The organism is Erythrobacter sp. JB1-4 (assembly GCF_057365025.1).
Map to the genome: position 1 here is coordinate 1,321,493 of NZ_CP200292.1, position 22,781 is coordinate 1,344,273.

A 22,781-nucleotide genomic window follows, 5' to 3' on the forward strand; every position below is an offset into this window, starting at 1 on the left:
GTGTTTAAGTTACCCCTCAGGCGACCGCGGTACCTTCAAGCTCGATCATGATATCGGGGTGATACAATTCTCTCACGCCCAGCAGCGTTGCGGAAAGCTTCGCGCCGGAGCCTGCATAAATCGGCACAATCTCGTCTGCGGCGTCCATAAAGGCAGGCACATCGAGAACGTAGATGTTCATCCGCACCAGATTTGCCGGTGTCATGTCGGCGGCCTCCAGTGCCTTTATAAGCTCGCCCCAAGCGGCCCTGAATTGCGCCACCAGATCGCCGGCATGTAGCGGCTCGCCCTCTGCATCGGACGACGTTTGCCCCGACAAATAGAGCGTACGCTCACCGCCTCGCACCTCGACTGCATGATTGAGTCCAAAGTGAGTAAGCCACTGCGTCGGATTGTGTGTTTTGATTTCCATTGCTGTCCCCCCAAATTTGCGGCGATTAATACATGTGCTGGCCGCCGTTAATGCTCATCGTAGAGCCGGTGGTGAACGCGCCATTTTCCGAGGTGAAGAAGGTAACTCCCCGTGCGATTTCTTCGGCCTGGCCAAGGCGGCCGACGGGTATTTTGGCCACGATCTTGTCAAGCACCGGCTCTGGCACAGCTGCGACCATGTCCGTGTCGATATAGCCGGGTGCAATCGCATTGACGGTCACACCGAACTTCGCGCCCTCTTGTGCGAGAGCTTTGGTAAAGCCGTGGATGCCGGATTTGGCAGCGGCATAGTTTACTTGGCCATATTGCCCCGCTTGCCCGTTGATTGATCCGATATTGACGATGCGTCCCCATTTGCGCTCGCGCATTGCGGGGAAAGTGGCCTTCGCCATGTTAAAGCACCCACCAAGGTTGACGCGCATCACGTCATTCCAATCCTCAAAGCTCATCTTATGCAGAGTGCCATCGCGGGTGATGCCGGCATTGTTGACCACGATATCGACCGGGCCATGGGCCTCGGCGACTTTAGCGCAACCCTCAAGGCAGGCCTCATGATCGCCTACGTCCCATTTGTAAGAGGGGATACCCGTCGCATCGGTAAATGCGGCAGCGGCCTCATCATTGCCGCCATAGTTGGCGATGACCGTGTGGCCCTGGCGTTTCAGACGCTGGCAAATGGCCTCGCCAATGCCGCGTGTTCCGCCGGTTACGATTGCGACTTTGCTCATGCTGGGTTCCCTCATTGCTGAAGGGTACGAGAGTAACCGTGCCGTAACGTCAGGCAACCGAAACCTTTGCCCGTGACCGACTATGCATACCAATGTCTAACGGGATGAAACGGTTTAGAACCGGATTTGGGTGCCCACATAGACCGCTTGGCTGTCTTTCACAGAGTTCGTAAGCGGGTCGAGCCGATCAAGGCGGTCACGCTCTTGGCTGAGCCGGACACCTGCAGTTACGTCAAGGTTGGGAGAAAGGCGGAAGGAGCCGCCAACATCCACGGTTTGCGCTGACACAGCGTCAAGGGTGTTGCGAGACCGCCCAGCTGTACGTTCGCCTTCAATCTCAATACGCGGCTGAAGACGGCTAGGCTTATCAACGCGGGTAGGCTGTGCAGGCTCAAACTCAGCAAGATCCGGCATACCCAAGTCTTGGCCCATGTTCTGGCTGATGCCGCCAAAGGTTCCCTCGGGGATCGTGCGGCCTGATGGCGCAAGTTCTGCTGCCTGATTGCGGGCAAAGCTTTGATAACCGCGCGCTGTCCCCAGATTAAAGCGGCTTGTTTGCAGACCTGTAATCGGCGCACCTTTGCCAGACGTTGTATCAATCAAAGAGCGACCCGAAATGGCGCGAGCCATATTGCTGTCCACGCGAACCGCAAGCGTCACTGTGCGATCAGTGTTCGCAGCGTTGGCACCAAGCGGGGTGAAACGCACACCGCGTTCCCGCGCTTTTTCTGCAAAGCGCGCGGCTAGCTCAGGATCAACAGACGCCGGTGTGAACAGATCAAACGCGGGCGTTCCTGCGATACGATTATCGTCCGATAGGCTGACCACGGCAAGACCGGCAGACGGCAGCGCAAGAGTGAGCGCCGCAGCCAGACCAAGCAGCGACCAAGAGGCACGCTTACGCTCACCCCTTGTGCCTGCTGTGCTGATCTGATCCTGTTTCACAAATCTTGCCTTATCTTCGCGCTGGTCTTCGACCGACCGGTCTCAAACAAACCTTATTTTGAGCAGGTTTTATCTTAACCTTTGATGACGAGCCATCTCTTATCGCCCTTCTACGTTTAAACAGTGTTAGGATTATGACAAACCACTAGGCAATCATTTCCGTGCGAAGTGAGCCGGTTAACCTTACACCTGTGGCCTACAGCACACATAATGCCCTTCCGACTCGGGCTAGCAGCAGTCCGGCTGCGCACCGATTGACAATTCAGCTCGCGTCAAGCTGCTCTAAGATAGCGCCGATCGCGAGAATATCATTGGGCGCTTTGCGTAAGCGTGCTTGCAGCATGGCCCTTACCCAGTATAGAGCGCCCTTATAAGGCTGGGGCTCGACGTTTAGAGGGACACAAATTCGCTGTGACACGCGCAAAACTCACATTTCCGACCGCTACGAAGCTTCTTATTGGAGCTGCCGCAATAGCAGGGCTTGCCGCTTGTGGAGGCACTGAGCGCCCTCGCACAGAGCTTGCAGCTGCCCAGATCAATACTATCGGCGTTAATGCTTATCTTTGGCGCGGCGCTCTGGAAACGCTAAGCTTTGCCCCGCTAGCATCTGCAGACAGCGACGGCGGCGTGATTGTGACCGATTGGTACGCCAACCCCTCCAATCCAGAAGAGCGGGTGAAGGTTTTTGTGGCCATCCTTGATCAGGATCTTCGCGCAGACGCCTTGCGGGTGACAGCCAACCGTCAGGTTTCGCAAAGCGGAAACTGGGTTGATGCACCTGTTCAAGCAGCAACCGTGCAGAAACTTGAGGACATCATCCTCACCAAAGCGCGCGACCTTCGCCGTAAGGCGCTTTCGGGCAGCTAAGCCGCTGCGGCTCACCCGAGCCCACTAAAGCAGATACAGGAAATTGGGGGGCGGCATTGCTGCGCCCTCTTGCGCTTGTCTTATAGCGCGTTAGCGAGTTGGCCATGACCGACAATCCATCCGATACACGATTCGATCCAGCAAAAGCCGATGCGCGTTGGCAGGCCGCTTGGGAAAAAGCGGGCACGTTCACCGCCGATTCCAATAGCGATAAGCCTAAGTCCTATGTGCTTGAGATGTTTCCCTATCCATCGGGCCGCATCCACATGGGCCACGTGCGCAATTACACCATGGGCGATGTGCTGGCGCGCTATAAGAAGATGCGCGGGTTTGAAGTGCTCCACCCGATGGGTTGGGACGCTTTCGGTATGCCAGCGGAAAACGCGGCGATGGAAAAGAAGGTCCATCCCGGCAAATGGACCTATGCCAATATCGAGGCGATGAAAAAGCAGCTCAAAGGCATTGGCTTTGCGCTCGATTGGACCCGCGAATTTGCGACCTGTGACCCGGAATATTACGGGCATGAGCAAGCGCTCTTCCTCGATATGTATGAAGCAGGTCTGATTGATCGGCGCTCGTCTGAGGTCAATTGGGACCCGGTTGATATGACCGTGCTCGCCAATGAGCAGGTGATCGACGGCAAGGGATGGCGTTCAGGCGCAGAGGTTGAAAAGCGCAAGCTTGATCAGTGGTTCTTGAAGATCACCGATTTTGCCGAGGACCTGCTCGATGGGCTAGGCGATCTCAAAGATTGGCCTGAGAAGGTCAAGCTGATGCAGGAAAACTGGATCGGTAAGTCGTCGGGACTTGAGTTTAGTTTCGAGCTTTCAAGCGGTGAGAAGCTACCCGTTTACACCACGCGCCCCGATACGATTTTCGGCGCAAGCTTTGTCGCAGTGGCGGCCGATCACCCGGTGGCGCAGGCGCTGGCTGGGGATGCGGAAGTCGCGTCGTTTATCGAGGAATGCAAGAAAGGCGGCACGACAGCTGCTGCGCTTGAGACAGCTGAGAAGCTGGGTTTCCGAACAGATATTACGGCCAAGCACCCATTCACGGGTGAGGCTATGCCAGTATTCATCGCCAACTTCGTGCTCATGGATTACGGCACCGGCGCGGTAATGGGCGTGCCTGGGCATGACCAACGCGATTTTGAGTTTGCGACAAAATACGAGCTTCCCATCACCCGCGTGGTGGCCAAAGACGTGTCCGAAGCCGATGCGCCGATGGGCGATGAGGCAGAAGCGGGTGACGGCGTTTGCGTGAACTCCGATTTCCTCGACGGCAAGTCTGTCGAAGACGCCAAGGCCGAAGTCATCACGCGCGCCGAGGACGGCGGTTGGGGCAAGGGCACAACCGTTTGGCGCCTGCGCGATTGGGGCATTTCGCGCCAGCGGTATTGGGGCACCCCCATTCCCATCATTCACTCACCCGATCACGGCCCGGTCCCGGTCCCGCGCGATCAACTGCCGGTTGAGCTGCCAGAGGATGTCGATTTTGATACGCCGGGCAATCCGCTTGAGCGCCATCCGACGTGGAAGTACACAACCTGTCCGATCAGCGGCAAGCCGGCCCTGCGTGAAACCGATACGCTCGACACTTTTGCAAACTCATCCTGGTATTTCCTGCGCTTTGCCTCGCAACCTGAGGACAAGCCGTTCGACGCAGAAGAAATCGCCAAATGGATGCCGGTGGAGCATTACATCGGCGGGATTGAACACGCGATTTTGCACCTGCTCTATGCGCGGTTCTGGACGCGGGCGCTGGCGCATATCGGAAAGTTCGATTGTGTTGAACCCTTCGCCTCGCTGTTTACGCAAGGCATGGTCACGCATGAAACTTACCGTTTGAGTGACCGGGGTTGGCTCTCTCCCGATGAGGTTCGCGTCGAAGGCGAGAAGGCTTTCGTCCTCGACACGAACGAAGAAGTCGAGCGCGGCCGCGTTATCAAAATGTCAAAGTCGAAAAAGAACGTCGTCGATCCGGACAACATCATCCGAGACTACGGCGCGGACGCTGTGCGTTGGTTCATGCTCTCCGATTCGCCGCCAGAGCGCGACTTGCCATGGTCCGAGGCTGGGATTGAGGGCTGCTATCGCTTTGTCCAACGCTTGTGGCGTTTGTTCGATCAGCTCGATGACAGCGCAGTAAGCGAAGACAAGTCGCTCGCCCGCCGCGCACACCAAGCGATCGTTGCCGTTGCTGAAGACATCGAGGCGCTTTCCTTTAACAAGGCGGTTGCGCGCATCTACGAACTCACCGCCGCGACCGAAAAGGCGAAGCCGAGCGACAGCCGCAATTTTGCGATCCGCGCGCTGCTCCATATGGTGAGCCCGATGATGCCGCACCTCGCCGAAGAAGCGCACGCCAAAATGGGCGCAGATGCGCTGATCGCCGACGCGCCATGGCCCAAGCATGACGAGGCCATGCTGGTCGAGGACGAGGTCACCATCGCTATCCAGCACAAGGGCAAATTGCGCGACACTCTCACCGCACCCAAAGGCGCATCCAAAGAGGATTTGGAGGACATGGCGCTCGCCTCTGACAAGGTGCAGCGATCACTTGATGGTGCAGAAATTCGCAAAGTCATTGTCGTGCCCGACCGGCTCGTTAATATCGTCACCTGATGAAGCTACCTGCAACTTTAATGGCAATCGCCCTTGCACTTCCCCTGTCGGGGTGCGGGCTTCAGCCTTTGTATTCAGGCGGTGCGTCGAGCGGTGTGGCGCAAGGGCTGGCGTCAATCGACGTGCCCGCCATACCTGGCCGCGATGGTTGGTTGGTGCGCAACGCCCTGCAAGACCGGCTTGGTGCAGCGGGCGACCAAGGTGGCTACCGCTACCGGCTAGATGTGCGGTTAGACGATGCGCTTGAGGCATTGGGCGTGCTCAACGATGACACGATCAGCCGCGAGCTTCGTATCCTGCGTTCCCGCTATCAGCTCGTCGATCTGTCGACAGGCGAGATCCTGCTGGATGCCACGGCGGGGTCGGATGCGGGTATTGATGTGGTTTCGTCGGAATATGCAACCATCGCAGCCGAGCAACGCGCACTGGAGAACTTGGCGCAAGAGGTCGCGAGCCGGATGGTTACGCGAGTAGCGCTGACTTTGCGCGAACGCGAGCGCGCTGCCACACAATGAAGGCCCAGCGGCCATGAAAGCAAAGCACGGCGAATTCGCTCGGGGGCTGCCCCGATCGGCCTCTCAAGCCTCGATCTTTTTCTTCTGCGGTCCCGATGAAGCTGGCGCATCCGCCGCTGCAGCCAAAGTCATCGCCGCGTTGGCGGACCCCGGCGAGAAGATCGAGCTATCAGGAGGCGACCTCAAGCGCGATCCTGCCTTGCTTGGAGACGAGGCCCGCTCTGGCTCTCTATTTGGAGATAGCCGCCACATCCTTGCCCGCGTTACCGGTGAAGAAGCGCACGACGCGCTAAAGGCGCTGGTCGAAACAAGCGATGCGGGCGCTGGCGAATCGGCCCCGGTGGTGGTCGTTGCGACCTCCGCGACCGACAAATCACGCACCGCGAAACTTCTCGAGAAGCGTTCGGACGCCCTTGTTACCATGTTTTACCCACCCGACCTGCCAAGCGTTGCGGGAGCGGTGAGGGTGATGGCCGATGCAGCAGGCTTGCGACTCGGAGGCGACATGGCTGAGCGAATCGCCCGAGCAAGCGGCCTTGATGTGCGTTTGGCGCAGTCCGAAGTCGACAAATTGGCGCTTTACCTCGACGCCTCCTCGCAAAATCCAAAGTCTGCCACCCCTCAAGATTTTGCCGAGATTGGGGCTCCCACAGAGGATGATGGCTTTGGCCCCATTGTGAATGCAGTGCTTGGCGGTGAACTTGGAAAATTAGCGCCAGAACTCAAACGGATGAAGGAACTTGGGATCAATCCCGTAGGCCTTTTACTGGCGCTGGAAAGGCGCGCGACACAGTTAACGCAGATCACTGCAAAACTGGGTTCGCGCGGTAATTTTGACCAGCTTGGCAGAGGCGAAAAGGCCCAGCTTGGCATCTTCTGGAAAGAAGAACGCGAAATACGCCAACAGCTTAGCCGCTGGCCGCGGGTCAAGCTCGACCGCCTGATCCCGCGCCTCACCGCGCTGCATCAAAGCCTTCTTGCCAACAGTCAGGCCGCCGAACTTTTGCTCGCCCAAGACCTCGCCGAAATCGCTAGATTTGCTGCCAAACGGTAGCATTTTCGGACAAGTGTGACTTTTCGCACCTGCAAAAAATTCCCCTGCTACGTAAAAACCGCTAAGAGATATTAACGGTGCAGCGTTAGGGGTGTTTGCAGGGGCAAACGTTAAGACATGAATGAACAGACCAGCGTGCTGCTTGACGCAGCGCAGTCGGAAAAACTAGCGAGACCAATCGCACCATCGCTGGAAAAGCGCCGTTTGCGCGCCTTTGCAGTCATGATGATCGTCGATGCGACACTACTGCATCTGGCATTCGCGCTGGCTGGCCTCATCTATCTTGGAAGTTGGTGGATCCCCAGCAATATGCTTGCGGTGCAGACACTTTTACCAGTGTTCTTCACCATAGCTCTTTATAATGGCAGTTATGGCGGCACATCGCTGGGCGATTGGTTGTTTGCATCAAAGCGCGTTTTGACCGCTCTTTTGGTCTCAACCGCGCTTGTCAATTTCCTCGCGTTTTACACCAAGTCGAACGCAGAATTTTCCCGCGTTTCGGTGACGATTGGTTTGATCTTATCGGCCATTGCTCTGGTCACCTTCAGGCGCATACTGATCATGTTTATCGACCGCTTTTGGGAAGGGCGCACAACCAACGAGCTCGTGATCGATGACGGCGGATCGAGCTTTTTGGCCACTAAAGGCGAAGTTATCAAAGCCTCTGATTACGCGCTCGATCCGACAAGCCACGATCCCTTCATGTTCGATCGCCTCGGCAAGCTTCTGCAAAACCAGGACAAGGTGGTGGTCAGCTGTCCGCGCGAGCGCCGCGCACAGTGGGCGTTCTTGCTGAAATCTGCCGGTGTTCATGGTGAGATCGTAAGCGAACCAGCACATGAGTTGGGCGCTTTGGGTGTGCAGCACTACGAAAGCCAAGATCGCACCACATTGGTGGTCTCAAACGGGCCATTGAAACTACGCTCGCGCATCTCGAAACGGCTCTTTGATACAGCGATTGTTGGCGGGGCGCTGCTGGTGCTTTCGCCGCTGCTCTTGCTCACCGCGCTGCTTATCAAGCTCGAAGATGGCGGCCCCGTCTTCTTCGTCCAACGCCGCATGGGCCGGGGCAACACCTTCTTTAACATGTTCAAATTCCGCTCGATGAAAGTCGAGAAGAATGATGCCGAAGGCGCTCGTTCGACGGGACGCGAGGATGATCGGATCACGCGCATTGGCGCCTTTATTCGAAAGACCAGTATCGATGAACTGCCACAGCTAATCAATGTGCTCAAAGGTGATATGTCGATTGTGGGCCCTCGCCCGCATGCTCTTGGAAGCCGCGCGAACAACAAGTTTTTCTGGGAAGTCGATGCGCAATATTGGCGTCGTCACTGCTTGAAGCCGGGGCTGACTGGCCTTGCACAAGTGCGCGGGCACCGGGGCGCAACAGAGAAAGAAAGCGATCTTACAGATCGCCTTCAGTCTGACCTGGAATATATCTCGGGCTGGTCGCTTCGCCGTGATGTTGAGATCGTCTTCAAGACCGCCTTGGTCCTCAGCCACGAGAATGCGTATTAGGTTTTAACGCGAGAACGCGCGACCGGGCGAGCGCCCGCCAAGCAACCAATCAATCTTGAGGCACACTAAACGTGCCAGTCACGCGTCCGTTGGAGCCGGTGTCGCTGCTTGATACGCCAGCGCTCGCGCGTCCATCAATGCTCGATAGTCCAGTCGCCAAATTGATCACAAGGCGATCACCGCTAAGCGTGTCACCGCCTCGGCTGAGCGAGACATTACCAGCCATCGTGATAATCCGCTTACCAAAATCATAGACCGCAACGTCACCAGAAGCGCGCTCATTCCCCCGGGTCACGACAACACCGCCATTGGCAGTGATACGCTGCACGTCGAGCGAACCATCATCGGTGTAATTTGCAAGCATCCGGTTAGAACGCACGCTCAACCCCGCTTGATTGACAGTCACCCCGCCGCTTAGGACCACGCGATTGGCGCGGTCGTCAAAGTCGATGCTGCCTGCGTCAAAGGAGACCGGCGCGTGTGTGTTATGGGAGGCGATAGTCTGAGCGTGAAGCGTCATGCCGCCAGCCAGCACTGCGCCCATTGCAAGGCCACCAGCCGCCCAGCTCAATGCGATCTTTCCAAGTTTGCGAGACATAAAGCCTTCCATTACGGCACCCTCAATTCGCCCTGTAACTTCCCAGGCACCATAGTGAGCCGGGCATTACCATCAAGCGAGATCGTGCGCGCATCCAAATCGCCGGTCATTGAATTGGCGGAAAATCTGCCTGCAGGCACCGCGCCCTCGACCCCATCAGAACCGGTCATTGTGCGGGTGTCGAGATCGAACTTCACTCCGCTTGCGCTGATCGCATAACCATCAGCAGTGCGCACCCGCATGGTGCCATCAACGTCTACGACCTCGCTATTGATATCGTAGACACCGCCTTGTGCAGATAACCTTGCGGGGCCATCCTCAAGAAGAAGTTGGGCAAGAAGGTTGTCCATCCGCACTTTGCCTTCAGCGCTCGACCGCTGAACCGCCTCACCCGCCGTGATTGAGAACGGACGCCCGCTATCATCGCGGCCCCGATACATCGCGTTGTCGACGCTAAGGCGCTGTTCGATCACGGAGACCTTATTGCGATCGAGCAGGAAGCTCACCTCCCCGCGCGGTGACAAAGGCGTGATGATCATCAACGCCGCCAGCACGCCCACACCCATCGGCAAAGCGCGTGCTAAGAAGCCAACCAGCTTGTCATGGCTACCACCGGGGGCGGCAAAATTCTGACGTTTGCTGCGTAGCGCTTCGGCGCGCTCGGTTTCGATGCGACGTTTGATGACCATGAGGCCGTCCTAGCGGTAGAAACCTTCATTGTGGCTGAATATGTCCCGCCCGTCCCAACCCGCGATATCGAGCGCAGCACGTGTAGGCAGAAAGTCGAAACACGCTTGTGCAATCTCCATCCGGCCTTCGCGCTCTAGGCGCACCACGAGTTCATCGCGCAGACGGTGCAGAAAGCGCACATCAGAGGCGGCATAGTCGCGCTGTGCATCATTCAGCTCCGGCCCGCCCCAATCAGAGGATTGCTGATGCTTGGAAATACTCTCGCTGAGCAGTTCCTCAGTGAGGTTTTTAAGGCCATGCCGGTCGGTGTAAGTCCGCACCAACTTGCTTGCGATCTTGGTACAGAAGACAGGACCCGCGGTTACGCCCAGATAGTATTGGATCGCAGCCAAATCAAAACGGCCAAAATGGTAAAGCTTAACGCGAGTTTCATCAGCCAAAATACGGCTGAGATTGGGTGCTTCATAATCGCTGCCTGGCGAAAAACGCACCAGATGCTCATCGCCCGAACCATCGGAGATTTGCACCACACACAGGCGATCACGGTGTGTGATGAGACCCATGGTCTCTGTGTCGACGGCAAGATCGCTCGTGCCTTCAAGGACGCCGTCGGGAAGGTCTTCTTCGTGAAAATGAACTGTCATATCGATCACGCCCTTACGCGACATGGGGACAGAGGGAAAGAGGCGTCTGGCACCCCATGCGCAAGCCCGTATATTCGCAAGGCTATGTCAACCGAGCAAATCCCTGAAAGCTGGCGCGCCGCGTTGGAACCCGTGCTCCATACAGATGAAGCCCGAAAGCTTGGCGGGTGGCTCGTTGCTGAGGAGAAAGCGGGTAAGACCATCTATCCCCCGCGCGGCACACGCTTAGCGGCACTCGAAGCAACGCCTTTGCCCAAGGTGCGCGTAGTTATCCTCGGGCAAGACCCCTATCACGGGCCAGGACAAGCGCATGGGCTTAGCTTTTCAGTCCAAGACGGGATCAAACAGCCGCCATCGTTGGTAAATATCTTCAAGGAGTTGGAAAACGACCTCGGGATCGCGCGACCTCAAACTGGCAATCTCATCCCGTGGGCGGGGCAAGGGGTGCTTCTACTGAACAACACCCTGACAGTGGAAGCCGGACAGGCGGGAAGCCATGCAGGGCGCGGCTGGGATAGGATTACCGATGCCTGCGTTGCGGCGGTGGTGGAGACAGCGAACCCTTGCGTTTTCATACTTTGGGGCAGCCATGCTGCGAAAAAGGCAGGCCGCGTGAAGGGACTTGGCAGTGCAAGCCATCATCTTGTCCTGAAATCACCGCACCCCTCACCGTTATCAGCGCACCGAGGGTTTTTTGGCTCGAAGCCATTCAGCCAAACGAATGCATTCTTGGAAAGCAAAGGGCACCAAGGAATTGACTGGGCGTTATAGTTTGAGCGATCTGCCCCAACGGAGAACCACTAGCATGACCCAAGAAACCGGCGATGAAGTGCTGTATGAAGTGAATGGCGGAGTGGCACTCGTCACTCTCAATCGTCCTAATGCGATGAATGCAATCAACCGGCCTTTGCGCAGACGCCTTTACGAGATCATGCGCAAGGCCGATGCCGATGGAGCGGTGAGCGCGGTCGTTTTAACCGGTGCTGGCACACGTGCCTTCACCGCCGGGTTAGACCTAAAAGAACTTGGTAGCGAGGAAGGTGCATTAGGCGCGGCGAATGACACTGATCCAGCCAACAACCCGGTCAAAGCGATAGAAATCTGTAGCAAGCCCGTGATTGGCGCAGTCAATGGTGTTGCAATCACAGGAGGCTTCGAGGTCGCGCTGGCTTGCGACTTTCTCATTGCTGCGACCAATGCCCGCTTTGCCGATACCCATGCGCGGGTGGGTATTGTACCGGGGTGGGGGCTGTCACAAAAGCTCTCTCGCATGATTGGAATTGGCCGTGCCAAGGAGCTCGCCTTTACGGGCAATTTCCTCGATGCGCAGACCGCGCTCAAATGGGGGCTGGTGAACCATGTGGTGGAGCCAGAAGACCTACTCCCCACCGCGCTCAAACTGGCGAGCGATGCAGCTAGCATCGATGTGGAATTTCTCACCGCCTATAAGCAACTTATCGATGATGGTTTTGCAGTGAGTTTTGGCGAAGGGATGGCAATTGAGGCTGAGCGATCATCGGCTGCAAATTCACAGGTGGCTCCGCAGGAGGTCGAGGCGCGCCGCGAGAATGTCCAAAGGCGTGGGCGCTCGCAATAGCGCTATTCAACAGGCGCAGCGACCTTTCGAAGGGTCATCGACCCTAGCGGACTTTCGACCACCAGCTTACCATCTACAAACTGGCCCATTGAGCCGTCAAAATTGGCAACGCCCAGATCATTGCGGTGAAACTCAAAGAGGATGGTCTGGCCCGCCTCTACTTCGCGTTCACCCGTGAGCTGAAAGGGGCCGGAGAGCACCTGATAGCTTCGCAGGTACAGTTCGATCATCTCCGGCTTGTCGCAAGTATCGCCCGGAGACCATTCGCCATCTATCACCGGGGTCACGATAAGCTCGCCATTGGCACAAAGCCCGCGCACATCGGCAAAAGAAAATGGTTTGCCGCTATCGGCCCATTCAATGCGCAGGAACGGCCCGTCTTTAGTGTTTTCTACCGCGCTCCAAGTAAATTCGGGTGCGACCGGCTTAGGGTCACTTTTGAGGAGGATAAATCCATTCGCCTCTTCCCAGGTGCCCTCGGCCCTTAAATCGAGCCCGCCCACGGACAGACCCCATTGGAATGTGCCATCCGGGCGCACCACCATGCCCATCGCGGTCTCAAAGCTGTTGCCGTTGTAGCGGCCGACGAATGGGCTTTGAGTATCGCTCTGTTCTTGCTCGCCTGCTGCCTGATCTGCCGTTTCTTGTGCCAAAACCGGTGTGGATAGAGCCAACGCAAGAGTGCTGAAGAGAAGTCTAATATGCATCCCACAAGGATAGCAGACCTTACGCGAAATCGCGAAACCGACAGCCAAACGCCAAGCAGCCCGGCCTCCCCTAAACGGAAAAACCGGGCTGCAAGCGTTTGAGCTTTGCAAACAGATAGGCTGGTGTTCTCGGGTCGCAGAACCCACCTGCCCGCAATGCTCCCCCGTGGAGCTGCTGTCAGTTTTTGACGCAGTATTTGTTGTTCGAAGTGCTGTAACCTGAGGGACATGAGCCAGATTTGATCATGGCATCGCCGCCGCTTGGGGCTACGCAATAGTCGTTGTTGGAGGTCTGAAAACCCTTGGGACATGATGAACCCACTTTAGGAAGAGCCGTCGCGCGGCCCGTGGCTTTGCAAGACGAGCCCGATGAATTGAAGCCTTTAGGGCAAGAGGTCCCGATCTTGTCGATCACTTGGCCTGCGCTTTGCGCGGTCGCGACCGCTGGCATTGTACCAAGTGCGAGTGCTGCTGAAAGGATGATGAGTGTGTTACGCATTTTTATCTCCAAAGGGTCATGTGTTTGGTCAAAGGCGCGAACCCGTGTGCCTTGACCAGCGTCCTAAGGAGATGTGTTGAGCGAGCGTATATCCCAAATGGGATAAAGGTCCGTGTTAATCGAAAATTTCTGGCAAAAATTCAGAACTGTGAGGTGAGCCTGAGGCCAACTGTCACCCCAACACGGCGCGCGGCAATGGCGCTGTCATCCACCTGTACGTCGAAAGTGAGCCCGTGCTTGTCTGCAAATTGATAAGTGTAGAAGGCTTCGACGCCCTGCTCATCCTCAATCCCCAGCCGAAACGCGATATCATCCACCAGCTCATCGGTGAGCGAATATTGGAAATAGGCAATGCCAAAGCGGTCCTGGGGACGGAAACGAGGATTACCCGCTACGCCGAAATAGCCCGAATAATCGAGGAATGTCGGATCGCCCATGGACGCCTGAAAACGCGCAAGGATGCCCCAACCTTTGCCCGGCGCCTCCGCATAGCGCGCGACATATTGATAAGCAGACAGCTGAACCGCGAGCTCGCCGCTCTCGTTCCCGAATGTACCAATCGGCTGCGCAGGAGGAGTGAGTGCGCTTGGCAACAGATCCCGGGCAAAGTCATCCCGTGTCGAACCAACAAGAGCGAAGGTGTAAAAACCTGGATTGCCGCCGATACTGGTAATTTTCGTCGCTGCAGCAAGGAAGGCAACGCCATTCTCAAACGGGTCTTCAAGACCGCTGCGCGCATATTGACTGTCCACGTCAAACACCCACAACCGGTAGAGCGTTGAGCCCTTGGGTACGGTGAGCATGGCCCCTGTCATTGTGTTGGGCGCAATTCCCGAAGGAGGCAGCGAGACGCCGAGGTTTTGAAAGCCGATATGCCCATTGCTCTCAACCAGCGGTGTCTTAGCCGTCACATCAAGCACATTCATTTTGCCCACTTCCAAGGTGGTGCCGCTGTCCCATTTGTATTCAAGGCTCGCCGACAGATCGAACTTGCCGCGCCCCTCAGGCCGGAAAAGCGCTGTATTGCTGGGCACGAGCCCAATTTCGCCATTGGAGTCCTCACCCCAGCGAAATTCGGGGCGCAGCTTTAGGGTGAGGTTCGTGGACCCGCCAATCGCGCTAGCCTTTGCGGTGATATAACCATCAACACGCCCGCCATATCGCAAGTTTGCTGGAGCATCGCCCACCGCGGGCAGGTCGAGAAACTGCGAGGCAACGAGGCTGATATCAACCGGATTGGATTTAGGCGCAGATGGGGGCACGGATGGCGGCGCGACCTCCTGTGATGCCCTTTCGGAAGATGGCAGTGAGTAAGAAACCAGCTGTGGCCCCTTCATTTCACGCTCTTCTGTTTCGGATACAGCTTGTGCCCAAACGGGTGATGCCGACGCCAGCGCAATCGAACTCAATATGATGCAGCGCGCGCAACGAGCGCGGCCTATGCGCAGTAACATGGCCTTAATGGTCCTCTTCCCAAGAGGCACACTGCACTGCGCCTTCCCTCTCCGCCTTAGAGATGGACAGTTAAGGAAGTAAAAATCAAGGATTTAGGCAAGACAACATGTGAACGGGAGGCCCTTTGTCACCCGCTGTGCCAATATTGCCACCTAAACCGCGTATTTTAGCGGGGTAGCTCTGTTACACCCATAAGCGCTTCATCGACGGCACGCGCGCACTGGCGACCTTCGCGAATGGCCCAAACGACAAGGCTCTGACCTCGGCGCATGTCACCGCAGGCAAAAACGTTCTCGACGCTGGTGGCGTAATTTTCTTCATTCGCTGCAACATTGCCGCGATCGGAAAGCTCAACGCCGGATTGATCGAGGAGACCTGCCTTGACCGGGCCCACAAAGCCCATGGCGAGGAAGATGAGGTCGGCTGGGATGGTAAACTCACTGCCGACGATCTCGCGCATTTGGTGGCGGCCATCATCGTCCTTGACCCACTCAACGCGGGCGCATTCAAGGCCGGTGACTTTTTCGCCATCGCCAACCACGCGCTTGGTGAGCACCGCCCAATCACGGTCCACGCCTTCTTCGTGGCTGGACGAAGTGCGCAGTTTGAGCGGCCAATGCGGCCAGGTCATTGCCTTGTCTTCCTTTTCAGGAGGCTTGGGCATGATCTCAAGCTGGGTGACAGAGGCTGCGCCTTGACGGTTTGAGGTGCCAACACAGTCAGAACCGGTGTCCCCGCCGCCGATCACGACAACGTGCTTGCCGGTCGCTTTGAGGGAGCCGCGAGGGGCTGCGCGCGATTCCTCGTCGCCGGCGTTACGCTTGTTTTGCTGCGTCAGGAATTCCATCGCGAGGCGAACGCCATTGAGTTCAGCGCCTGGAATTTCCAATCGGCGGGCGTTTTCAGAGCCGCCTGAAAGCACGACCGCGTCATAGTTTTCCTGCAAGGACTGGAAGGAGACATCAACGCCCACTTCTTTGCTGGTTTTGAACGTCACACCTTCTGCTTCCATCTGCACACAGCGGCGGTTGATGAGGTGCTTTTCCATCTTGAAGTCTGGAATGCCGTAACGAAGAAGCCCGCCGATGCGGTCGTTCTTCTCAAACAAGGTGACTGAGTGGCCAGCGCGCGCCAATTGCTGTGCGGCGGCCATGCCAGCGGGACCAGAACCCACAACGGCAACCGATTTGCCGGTCTTTTTCGCAGGGATCTGCGGGGTGACCCAACCCTCTTTCCATCCGCGATCGACAATCGCGCATTCGATGGATTTAATCGTGACTGGTTGGTCGACAATGTTGAGGGTGCAAGACGCCTCACACGGAGCAGGGCAGATGCGGCCCGTGAATTCTGGGAAGTTGTTGGTGGAATGCAGCACGTCCAATGCATTCTTCCAATCGTTCTCGTAAACGAGGTGGTTCCAGTCCGGGATCATATTGTTCACCGGACAACCGTTGTGACAATAGGGAATACCGCAATCCATGCAGCGCGATGCTTGGGAGCTCAGCGTCTCATCATCGGGCTGCACCACAAATTCGCGGTAGTTCTCAAGCCGCTTTTCCGGCTCGATATAATCCCGCTCGCGGCGGTCGAGTTCGAGGAAGCCTGTGTCTTTACCCATTGTTCTTGAACCTTATTCCGCTGCTACGCTTGCCGCTTCGAGGCGTTCAGCCTCGATGGCTTCAAGGGCGCGTTTGTAGTCGGTCGGCATGACCTTCACGAATTTGGTCAGCGCATTGTCCCAATCCGCCAAGAGGTCTGATGCGACCCTACTGCCAGTGTGGAGCTGGTGACGTTCCACAAGGATACGCAGGCGTTCTGCATCGTGGCGCAGCATATCGCCCATGCCAAGGTCATTGACCGAGCGCGTACGCTGGCTTGGACGGCCCATGCCTTCTTCTTCGTCGGCATCGGAGCAGATCGCCTCCAACTCGACCTGCGCGTGGTTTACGAGGTCGGAGAAGTCGCCGTCGGCATCATAGACGTAAGCGACACCGCCGCTCATGCCCGCTGCAAAGTTGCGGCCCGTTTTGCCGAGCACAACAACAACGCCGCCGGTCATGTATTCGCAGGTGTGATCGCCCGTGCCCTCGACAACAGCAATCGCGCCCGAGTTGCGAACGGCAAACCGCTCTCCGCCGACGCCAGAGAAATAGGCTTCGCCCGAGATCGCGCCATAGAGCACAGTGTTGCCAACGATGATGTTCTCATTCGCTGCACGCGGAGCATTTTCCGGTGGCCGCACGATGATGCGCCCGCCTGAGATACCCTTGCCGACATAGTCGTTGGCATCGCCGACAAGATCGAGCGTCACGCCGTGGGCAAGCCAAGCGCCAAAGCTCTGACCCGCAACCCCTGTGAGGTTGATGCGGATGGTATCAACCGGCAGGCCTGCGTGGCCGTGTTCTTTGGCGATTGTGCCTGAAAGCATGGTGCCAGCAGTGCGGTTGACGTTGCGGATCTCATAGTTGAGCTCCACCGGCGTCTTATTGGCAATCGCCTCTGAAGCGTCAGCGAGAAACTTATTGTCGAGCGCTGCATCAAGACCGTGGTCCTGCGTCTCCGTGTGGTTGAGAGGGGTGCCCTCCGCCAGCTCTGGCGCGTAAAGGAGGCGATCAAGATTGATGCCTTGCGCTTTCCAGTGACGGTGCATGCGGGTCATGTCGAGACGGTCGACCCGGCCCACCATTTCCTCAACCGTGCGGAAGCCCATTTCGGCCATAATTTGGCGAAGCTCTTCAGCGACGAAGAACATGTAATTGACCACATGCTCAGGCTGACCGGTGAAGCGCGCGCGCAGAACAGGGTCTTGTGTCGCAACGCCTACGGGGCAGGTGTTGAGGTGGCATTTCCTCATCATAATACAGCCCGCCGCGATCAGCGGAGCGGTCGCAAAACCAAACTCATCCGCACCAAGCAGAGCGCCAATCGCGACGTCGCGCCCTGTGCGAAGTCCACCATCAACCTGTACGACGATGCGGCTGCGCAGGTCGTTGAGAAGCAGCGTTTGCTGGGTTTCAGCAAGACCGATTTCCCAAGGGCTACCCGCGTGCGTCAGCGAGGTTAACGGCGATGCACCGGTTCCACCGTCATAGCCTGAGATCGTCAGATGATCGGCCTTGGACTTCGACACACCAGCGGCAACCGTACCCACGCCCACTTCGGACACGAGTTTGACGGAAATCCGCGCCGATGGCTGGACGTTTTTAAGATCGTGGATCAGCTGCGCCAGATCCTCAATCGAGTAAATATCGTGGTGCGGCGGCGGGGAAATGAGGCCCACGCCCGGCGTCGAGTGACGCACCGCGCCGATGCGTTTGTCGACCTTGTGACCCGGCAGCTGACCACCTTCGCCCGGCTTTGCGCCTTGCGCCATCTTGATCTGAATATCGTCCGAGTTGGCAAGATACTCCGCCGTCACACCAAAGCGGCCCGAGGCCACCTGCTTGATTCGGCTGCGCATGGTGTCGCCGTTTTCGAGCGGTGTGAAACGGAAGGGCTCTTCGCCGCCTTCGCCCGTGTTCGAGCGCCCGCCAATGCGGTTCATCGCGATCGCAAGGGTCGAGTGCGCTTCATGGCTGATAGAGCCAAAGCTCATCGCGCCGGTGGAGAAGCGCTTGACGATTTCTGCGGCGGGTTCGACTTCATCAAGCGGGATCGGGTTGTCCGCCTTTTTGAATTCCATGAGGCCGCGGATCGAAAGCAAGCGTTCGTTCTGATCGTTCACGGACTTTGCGAATTCTGCGTAGTTCGCATGGTCATTGCCGCGCACAGCGTGCTGCAATTGCGCGACGTTTTCCGGCGTCCAGGCGTGTTCTTCCCCGCGCAGGCGGTATTGGTAGATGCCGCCCACATCGAGCATTCCGGCATAGATCGGATTGTCACCGTAAGCTTGCGCGTGTCGGCGGATGCTTTCCTCAGCGACCTCAGCAAGGCCGACGCCTTCGATGGTGGTCGCCGTGCCCGTGAAGTAGCTTGCGATAAACTCGCTTGAGAGGCCAACAGCGTCAAAAATCTGCGCGCCGCAATAGGATTGGTAGGTTGAGATGCCCATTTTGGACATCACCTTGCGAATGCCCTTGCCGACCGCCTTGATGTAGTTTTGCTGGACCTCTTCTGGCGTCAGGCTTGAGTGCTTCTTGGCACGGATATCTTCGAGTGTTTCGAACGCCACATATGGGTTGATCGCCTCGGCGCCGTAGCCTGCGAGAACGCAGAAATGGTGCACCTCGCGTGCCTCACCGGTCTCGACAACAAGGCCGGTTTGCATGCGCAGACCCTGACGCACGAGGTGGTGGTGCACTGCCGCCGTCGCCAAAAGCGCAGGCATCGGAATGCGGTCTTCGCTTTGCGCGCGGTCAGAGATCACAAGGATGTTCTGATCTTGCAACACCGCCTCGGTCGCGGCCCAGCACATTTCCTTGATCGCCATCTCAAGGCCCACGGCCCCCGTGCTGGCGTCCCAAGTCATATCGATGGTGGTGCAACGGAACGCGCCATCCAAAACCGCTTCGACCGAGCGAATTTTCGCCAAGTCATCATTGGTGAGGATGGGTTGCTGGACTTCCAAACGCTTGTGCGTCCCCGCATCGTGACCAAGCAGGTTGGGGCGTGGGCCGATCATGGAGAGAAGGCTCATCACCAACTCTTCGCGGATCGGGTCAATCGGAGGGTTGGTGACCTGCGCAAAGTTCTGTTTGAAATAGTCGTAGAGCAGACGCGCTTTATTCGAGAGCACGGCAATCGGTGTATCAGTGCCCATTGAGCCGATAGGATCGTCAGCCTTGGTCGCCATCGGCTCAAGGAACTTGCTTACATCTTCCTGAGTGTAACCAAAGGCTTGCTGGCGCTGGAGGAGCGTCGTTTCGGACACGGGAACTTCGGAAAGCTCTGGCTCAATCTCGACAATGTCGGTGAGCTTATACTGCGCTTGCTCCAACCAATCCGCATATGGCTCGGCGTTAGCGAGGTCTGCCTTGAGCTCTTCGTCTTCAATGATACGGCCTTCTTCAAGGTCGATAAGGAGCATTTTGCCCGGTTGCAGACGCCATTTTCGGGTGATGTCTTCCTCGGCAAAGGGCAGCACGCCGCTTTCCGAGGCCAAGCACACGATGTCATCTTTGGTGACGCAGAAACGCGCTGGGCGAAGGCCATTGCGGTCAAGCGTTGCCCCGATTTGGCGACCATCCGTGAAGCACACGGCAGCCGGGCCATCCCATGGCTCCATAAGCGCTGCGTGATACTCATAAAACGCGCGGCGCTCAGGGCTCATCTGCTCGTTTTTCGCCCAGGCCTCTGGGATAAGCATCATCATCGCGTGCGCAAGCGAATAGCCGCCCGCGAGCAGCAATTCCAAGGCGTTATCGAGGCACGCTGTGTCAGATTGCCCATGCGGGATGATCGGCCACATCTTATCAAGGTCAGGCCCGAGAAGATCGCTCTCCATGGTGCGGCGGCGGGCATTCATCCAGTTCACATTGCCGCGATTGGTGTTGATCTCACCATTGTGCGCAATCAGGCGGAACGGGTGTGCGAGGCGCCAGCTCGGGAACGTGTTGGTCGAAAACCGCTGGTGCACAAGGCCAAGCGCCGACACGCAATCGGGATTACGCAGATCATCATAGAAACTGCGCACCTGCTCACACAGCAAGAGACCTTTGTAGACAATCGTGCGACTAGAGAAGCTCGGCACATAAAGGTCGGTGAGACCCGGCAGATCGTGCTTCTCTTGCAGTTTGGCGAGCGGGTTTTGCACCTGCTTGCGAATCACGAGCAGCTTGCGCTCAAACGCGTCTTGGTCCTCGCAATTGTTGCCTTTGCCGATGATGGCCTGCTGGATCACCGGCATAGAATCGATAACCGCTTTACCAAGCCCATCCATCGTTACCGGGACATCGCGCCAACCAAGGAAGATTTGGCCCTCTTTAGTAGTGAACTTTTCAAACTGCTCGGTCACAAAGGCGCGCGCAGCTGCATCCTGCGGCATAAAGCACATGGCTACGCCATATTCGCCCGCCGAGGGCAGCGCGACACCGTGCTCGCTCGCCCATTTGCGCATGATCGGATCAGGGATTTGCATAAGCAGCCCAGCACCATCACCCAAGAGCGGGTCAGCGCCCACAGCGCCGCGGTGGTCGATCCGCTCAAGAATCTGAAGCGCTTGCTCAATAATGGCATGACTTTTCTCACCCTTGATATGGGCAACCATGCCCACTCCGCAGGCGTCATGTTCATTTACCGGGTCATAGAGACCCTGGGAATCTGGGTATCCCATGGCGAGGTTCCAATCTGTCAGATACCGCTGCTGGGGCGTTGTGCGCCAAAGCGCGCCGCAGCGGCGTTTTTTGCCGGCTAGCCACCAGTTACGCGCAGCTTATCCGTTTGGATCCCTATGGCAGATGGAATATCGATATTGCAACCGCGAAGCATGAAATTTTATTTCACACAGCAGTTAATTTTAATTGTTTTACGCAAGTTGCCTCGCGAAAAACGCGTAAACTCAATCGGAAAATCGATTTTGCCAGCAAATTAGGCAGCGCCGCGAAGTTGTTGCAAACGCTCCAACGCACCGCGCAATTCACCTTCTGTCTGGCCAATCTGACTCTCACTGATCTGCATTTGTCGGCCTTGATCAAAGCCTGCCTCGGTGAACAGCGACAAAGCTTTCAGAGCCTCCGCCAACGCTGTTTCGCGCGCGACTTGGCCTTCGGCGATACGCTTGCGCTCAAGAGCCTGGTGCTCATGCAAAGCGGCGGCAAATCGCTCAACCATTTCGACAAGGCTGAGTTCATCAGGCGAGGCCTGGCGTAATTTAGCAAGAGCACTTGCAGGAGTGTTCCCCGCGGTACTCCCAGGGGCAGGTGACGCCGTAACAGCGGCAAGCGGCGCTTTGTCTCTGTGTTGACGAAGCTCGGCTGGTTGTGAAGCCTCGATTGGTTTTGGAGCCTCGACTGGATCTGGCTCATTTGCTGCGCGAGGCTCTTCAACCCAGACGCCATTGCGACCAGGAAGCGTTGAAAACTCATCCAGGTCCATGGAACGCGGCTTCTTGCCATTAGGCTTCAGCCGCTCGGCGGTGAGCGTTGCATATTCAGACAGCCCATCCACCGCTGGCTCTACGGGGTCAAAGCGCGAGGACATGCGCTCCCACCCCGGCGCCGCTTCGCACGTCGCACCCTCACACGATTCGATCAGGGCCTCTTTGAAATGCTTGCGCGTAAAGGCCCAAGAGCCATCATCGGCGGGCAGATTTTCATCATCATCGGGCGCGCTAAACTCTTCAGGTGCCTCGATATCATATCCGCGTTGTGACAATTCCCCAAGATTGGGCTCACGATGCTCAGCGGTTTCTCCTACAACGCTTTCCTCAAGATCGAAGATTTCTTCAGGCTCGCTGAGCTGAGTTTCATTCGCCTTCTCGAATGGAGCGTCAAAGCTCTCACTGCCCAAGTCCGCCGTGGGATTAATGGGTTTGACGTCGCGCGATTTGAAGGTGGAGACTAGAACACTGTCGCCTTCCTTAACTTGAGCGCGATTGGAAAGGGCGCTTGCGATAATGTAACCGAGCAACGCGCCACCAAGGCCGATCGCCGCTGCCAGGATGAGGCGCGTCACAAGCAACGGGAGATATACACCCGTGAGCGAGGAAGCGCGCGCAATCGCTTGATCAGGCAGAACCGCGGTCACAAGGGCAAGAAGAAGTCCTCCCCAGATCGTAACCATGGGTACGAAGGCACGGTGCTTAGGCACGCTGACAAACGGGCTGCCACCCGACGGTTTCGCTTTACGCTTGCGGCTTTCCGCTTTGCCATTTTCAACAGCGTCTGCGTGCTGTCGGACAATTTTGCCGATGTGGTTATTCGATTGCATTGCGCCTAACTGCCTTCAATTCAGGCCCTTGGCGCCTGC

General features: G+C 57.1%; 19 protein-coding genes. 7 read left to right on the forward strand and 12 right to left on the reverse strand.

Translation table 11 applies throughout. The annotated features are described in order from the left end of the window. Nucleotides 1–16: 16 nt before the first annotated feature. The 3 genes from AC0V61_RS05905 to AC0V61_RS05915 all read right to left on the reverse strand — a co-directional run bounded on the left by AC0V61_RS05905 (nt 17) and on the right by AC0V61_RS05915 (nt 2,105). Nucleotides 17–412: a RidA family protein gene (locus tag AC0V61_RS05905; RefSeq protein WP_486156340.1), complete on the reverse strand. Its 396-nt coding sequence runs from the start codon at nt 410–412 to the stop codon at nt 17–19. 25 nt (nt 413–437) lie between these two features. Further along, nucleotides 438–1,160, reverse strand: coding sequence for an acetoacetyl-CoA reductase (phbB, locus tag AC0V61_RS05910; protein ID WP_486156341.1), 723 nt, complete (start codon nt 1,158–1,160; stop codon nt 438–440). A gap of 114 nt (nt 1,161–1,274) precedes the next feature. Continuing rightward, nucleotides 1,275–2,105 (reverse strand): hypothetical protein, encoded by an 831-nt coding sequence (locus AC0V61_RS05915; protein ID WP_486156342.1) that lies wholly within the window; start codon nt 2,103–2,105, stop codon nt 1,275–1,277. Between the two features lie 411 nt (nt 2,106–2,516). On the opposite strand from AC0V61_RS05915, the gene AC0V61_RS05920 reads away from it, so the two are divergent. The 5 genes from AC0V61_RS05920 (at nt 2,517) to AC0V61_RS05940 (ending at nt 8,686) form a co-directional block, all read left to right on the forward strand. Continuing rightward, nucleotides 2,517–2,972 (forward strand): DUF3576 domain-containing protein, encoded by a 456-nt coding sequence (locus AC0V61_RS05920; RefSeq protein WP_486156343.1) that lies wholly within the window; start codon nt 2,517–2,519, stop codon nt 2,970–2,972. A gap of 104 nt (nt 2,973–3,076) precedes the next feature. Then, on the forward strand, nt 3,077–5,596 hold the full coding sequence (gene leuS, locus AC0V61_RS05925) for a leucine--tRNA ligase (protein ID WP_486156344.1): 2,520 nt from the start codon (nt 3,077–3,079) through the stop codon (nt 5,594–5,596). Then, entirely contained in the window at nt 5,596–6,111 is a 516-nt protein-coding gene (lptE, locus tag AC0V61_RS05930) for an LPS assembly lipoprotein LptE (RefSeq protein ID WP_486156345.1), read from the forward strand. The genes leuS and lptE overlap by 1 nt, the downstream gene beginning before the upstream one ends. Before the next feature lie 13 nt (nt 6,112–6,124). Beyond that, nucleotides 6,125–7,165, forward strand: coding sequence for a DNA polymerase III subunit delta (gene holA / locus AC0V61_RS05935; RefSeq protein ID WP_486156346.1), 1,041 nt, complete (start codon nt 6,125–6,127; stop codon nt 7,163–7,165). Between the two features lie 117 nt (nt 7,166–7,282). Further along, nucleotides 7,283–8,686 (forward strand): exopolysaccharide biosynthesis polyprenyl glycosylphosphotransferase, encoded by a 1,404-nt coding sequence (locus AC0V61_RS05940; RefSeq protein ID WP_486156347.1) that lies wholly within the window; start codon nt 7,283–7,285, stop codon nt 8,684–8,686. A gap of 49 nt (nt 8,687–8,735) precedes the next feature. Here the strand turns inward: AC0V61_RS05940 and AC0V61_RS05945 are convergent, their stop codons facing one another. Genes AC0V61_RS05945 through AC0V61_RS05955 form a run of 3 tightly spaced genes read right to left on the reverse strand, consistent with a single transcriptional unit; the run spans nt 8,736 to nt 10,618 of the window. Next, nucleotides 8,736–9,284: an LptA/OstA family protein gene (locus AC0V61_RS05945; protein WP_486156348.1), complete on the reverse strand. Its 549-nt coding sequence runs from the start codon at nt 9,282–9,284 to the stop codon at nt 8,736–8,738. A gap of 11 nt (nt 9,285–9,295) precedes the next feature. Beyond that, nucleotides 9,296–9,973 (reverse strand): LPS export ABC transporter periplasmic protein LptC, encoded by a 678-nt coding sequence (gene lptC, locus AC0V61_RS05950; protein WP_486156349.1) that lies wholly within the window; start codon nt 9,971–9,973, stop codon nt 9,296–9,298. Between the two features lie 9 nt (nt 9,974–9,982). Continuing rightward, a complete protein-coding gene (locus AC0V61_RS05955) occupies nt 9,983–10,618 on the reverse strand; it encodes a ribonuclease D (RefSeq protein ID WP_486156350.1) in 636 nt (211 codons plus the stop codon). A gap of 84 nt (nt 10,619–10,702) precedes the next feature. On the opposite strand from AC0V61_RS05955, the gene ung reads away from it, so the two are divergent. Both ung and AC0V61_RS05965 read left to right on the forward strand, forming a co-directional pair. Beyond that, a complete protein-coding gene (ung, locus tag AC0V61_RS05960) occupies nt 10,703–11,389 on the forward strand; it encodes a uracil-DNA glycosylase (protein WP_486156351.1) in 687 nt (228 codons plus the stop codon). 34 nt (nt 11,390–11,423) lie between these two features. Then, nucleotides 11,424–12,215 carry an enoyl-CoA hydratase gene (locus tag AC0V61_RS05965; protein ID WP_486156352.1) on the forward strand — a complete coding sequence of 264 codons (792 nt, stop codon included), beginning with the start codon at nt 11,424–11,426 and terminating at the stop codon, nt 12,213–12,215. A 2-nt stretch (nt 12,216–12,217) separates the two neighbouring features. Here AC0V61_RS05965 and AC0V61_RS05970 read toward each other — a convergent pair whose 3' ends face one another. The 6 genes from AC0V61_RS05970 to AC0V61_RS05995 all read right to left on the reverse strand — a co-directional run bounded on the left by AC0V61_RS05970 (nt 12,218) and on the right by AC0V61_RS05995 (nt 22,742). Next, complete coding sequence (locus tag AC0V61_RS05970) at nt 12,218–12,889, reverse strand: hypothetical protein (RefSeq protein ID WP_486156353.1); 672 nt, start codon at nt 12,887–12,889, stop codon at nt 12,218–12,220. Between the two features lie 211 nt (nt 12,890–13,100). Next, the gene (locus AC0V61_RS05975) at nt 13,101–13,421 is read right to left on the reverse strand and encodes a hypothetical protein (RefSeq protein ID WP_486156354.1); all 321 of its coding nucleotides are present in this window, start codon (nt 13,419–13,421) and stop codon (nt 13,101–13,103) included. 140 nt (nt 13,422–13,561) lie between these two features. Next, nucleotides 13,562–14,758 (reverse strand): carbohydrate porin, encoded by a 1,197-nt coding sequence (locus AC0V61_RS05980; RefSeq protein ID WP_486156355.1) that lies wholly within the window; start codon nt 14,756–14,758, stop codon nt 13,562–13,564. Nucleotides 14,759–15,042: 284 nt separating this feature from the next. Next, on the reverse strand, nt 15,043–16,494 hold the full coding sequence (locus tag AC0V61_RS05985) for a glutamate synthase subunit beta (RefSeq protein ID WP_486156356.1): 1,452 nt from the start codon (nt 16,492–16,494) through the stop codon (nt 15,043–15,045). A 12-nt stretch (nt 16,495–16,506) separates the two neighbouring features. Beyond that, nucleotides 16,507–21,147: a glutamate synthase large subunit gene (gene gltB, locus AC0V61_RS05990; protein ID WP_486156357.1), complete on the reverse strand. Its 4,641-nt coding sequence runs from the start codon at nt 21,145–21,147 to the stop codon at nt 16,507–16,509. A gap of 254 nt (nt 21,148–21,401) precedes the next feature. Beyond that, nucleotides 21,402–22,742, reverse strand: coding sequence for a hypothetical protein (locus AC0V61_RS05995; protein ID WP_486156358.1), 1,341 nt, complete (start codon nt 22,740–22,742; stop codon nt 21,402–21,404). Between the last annotated feature and the right edge of the window lie 39 nt (nt 22,743–22,781).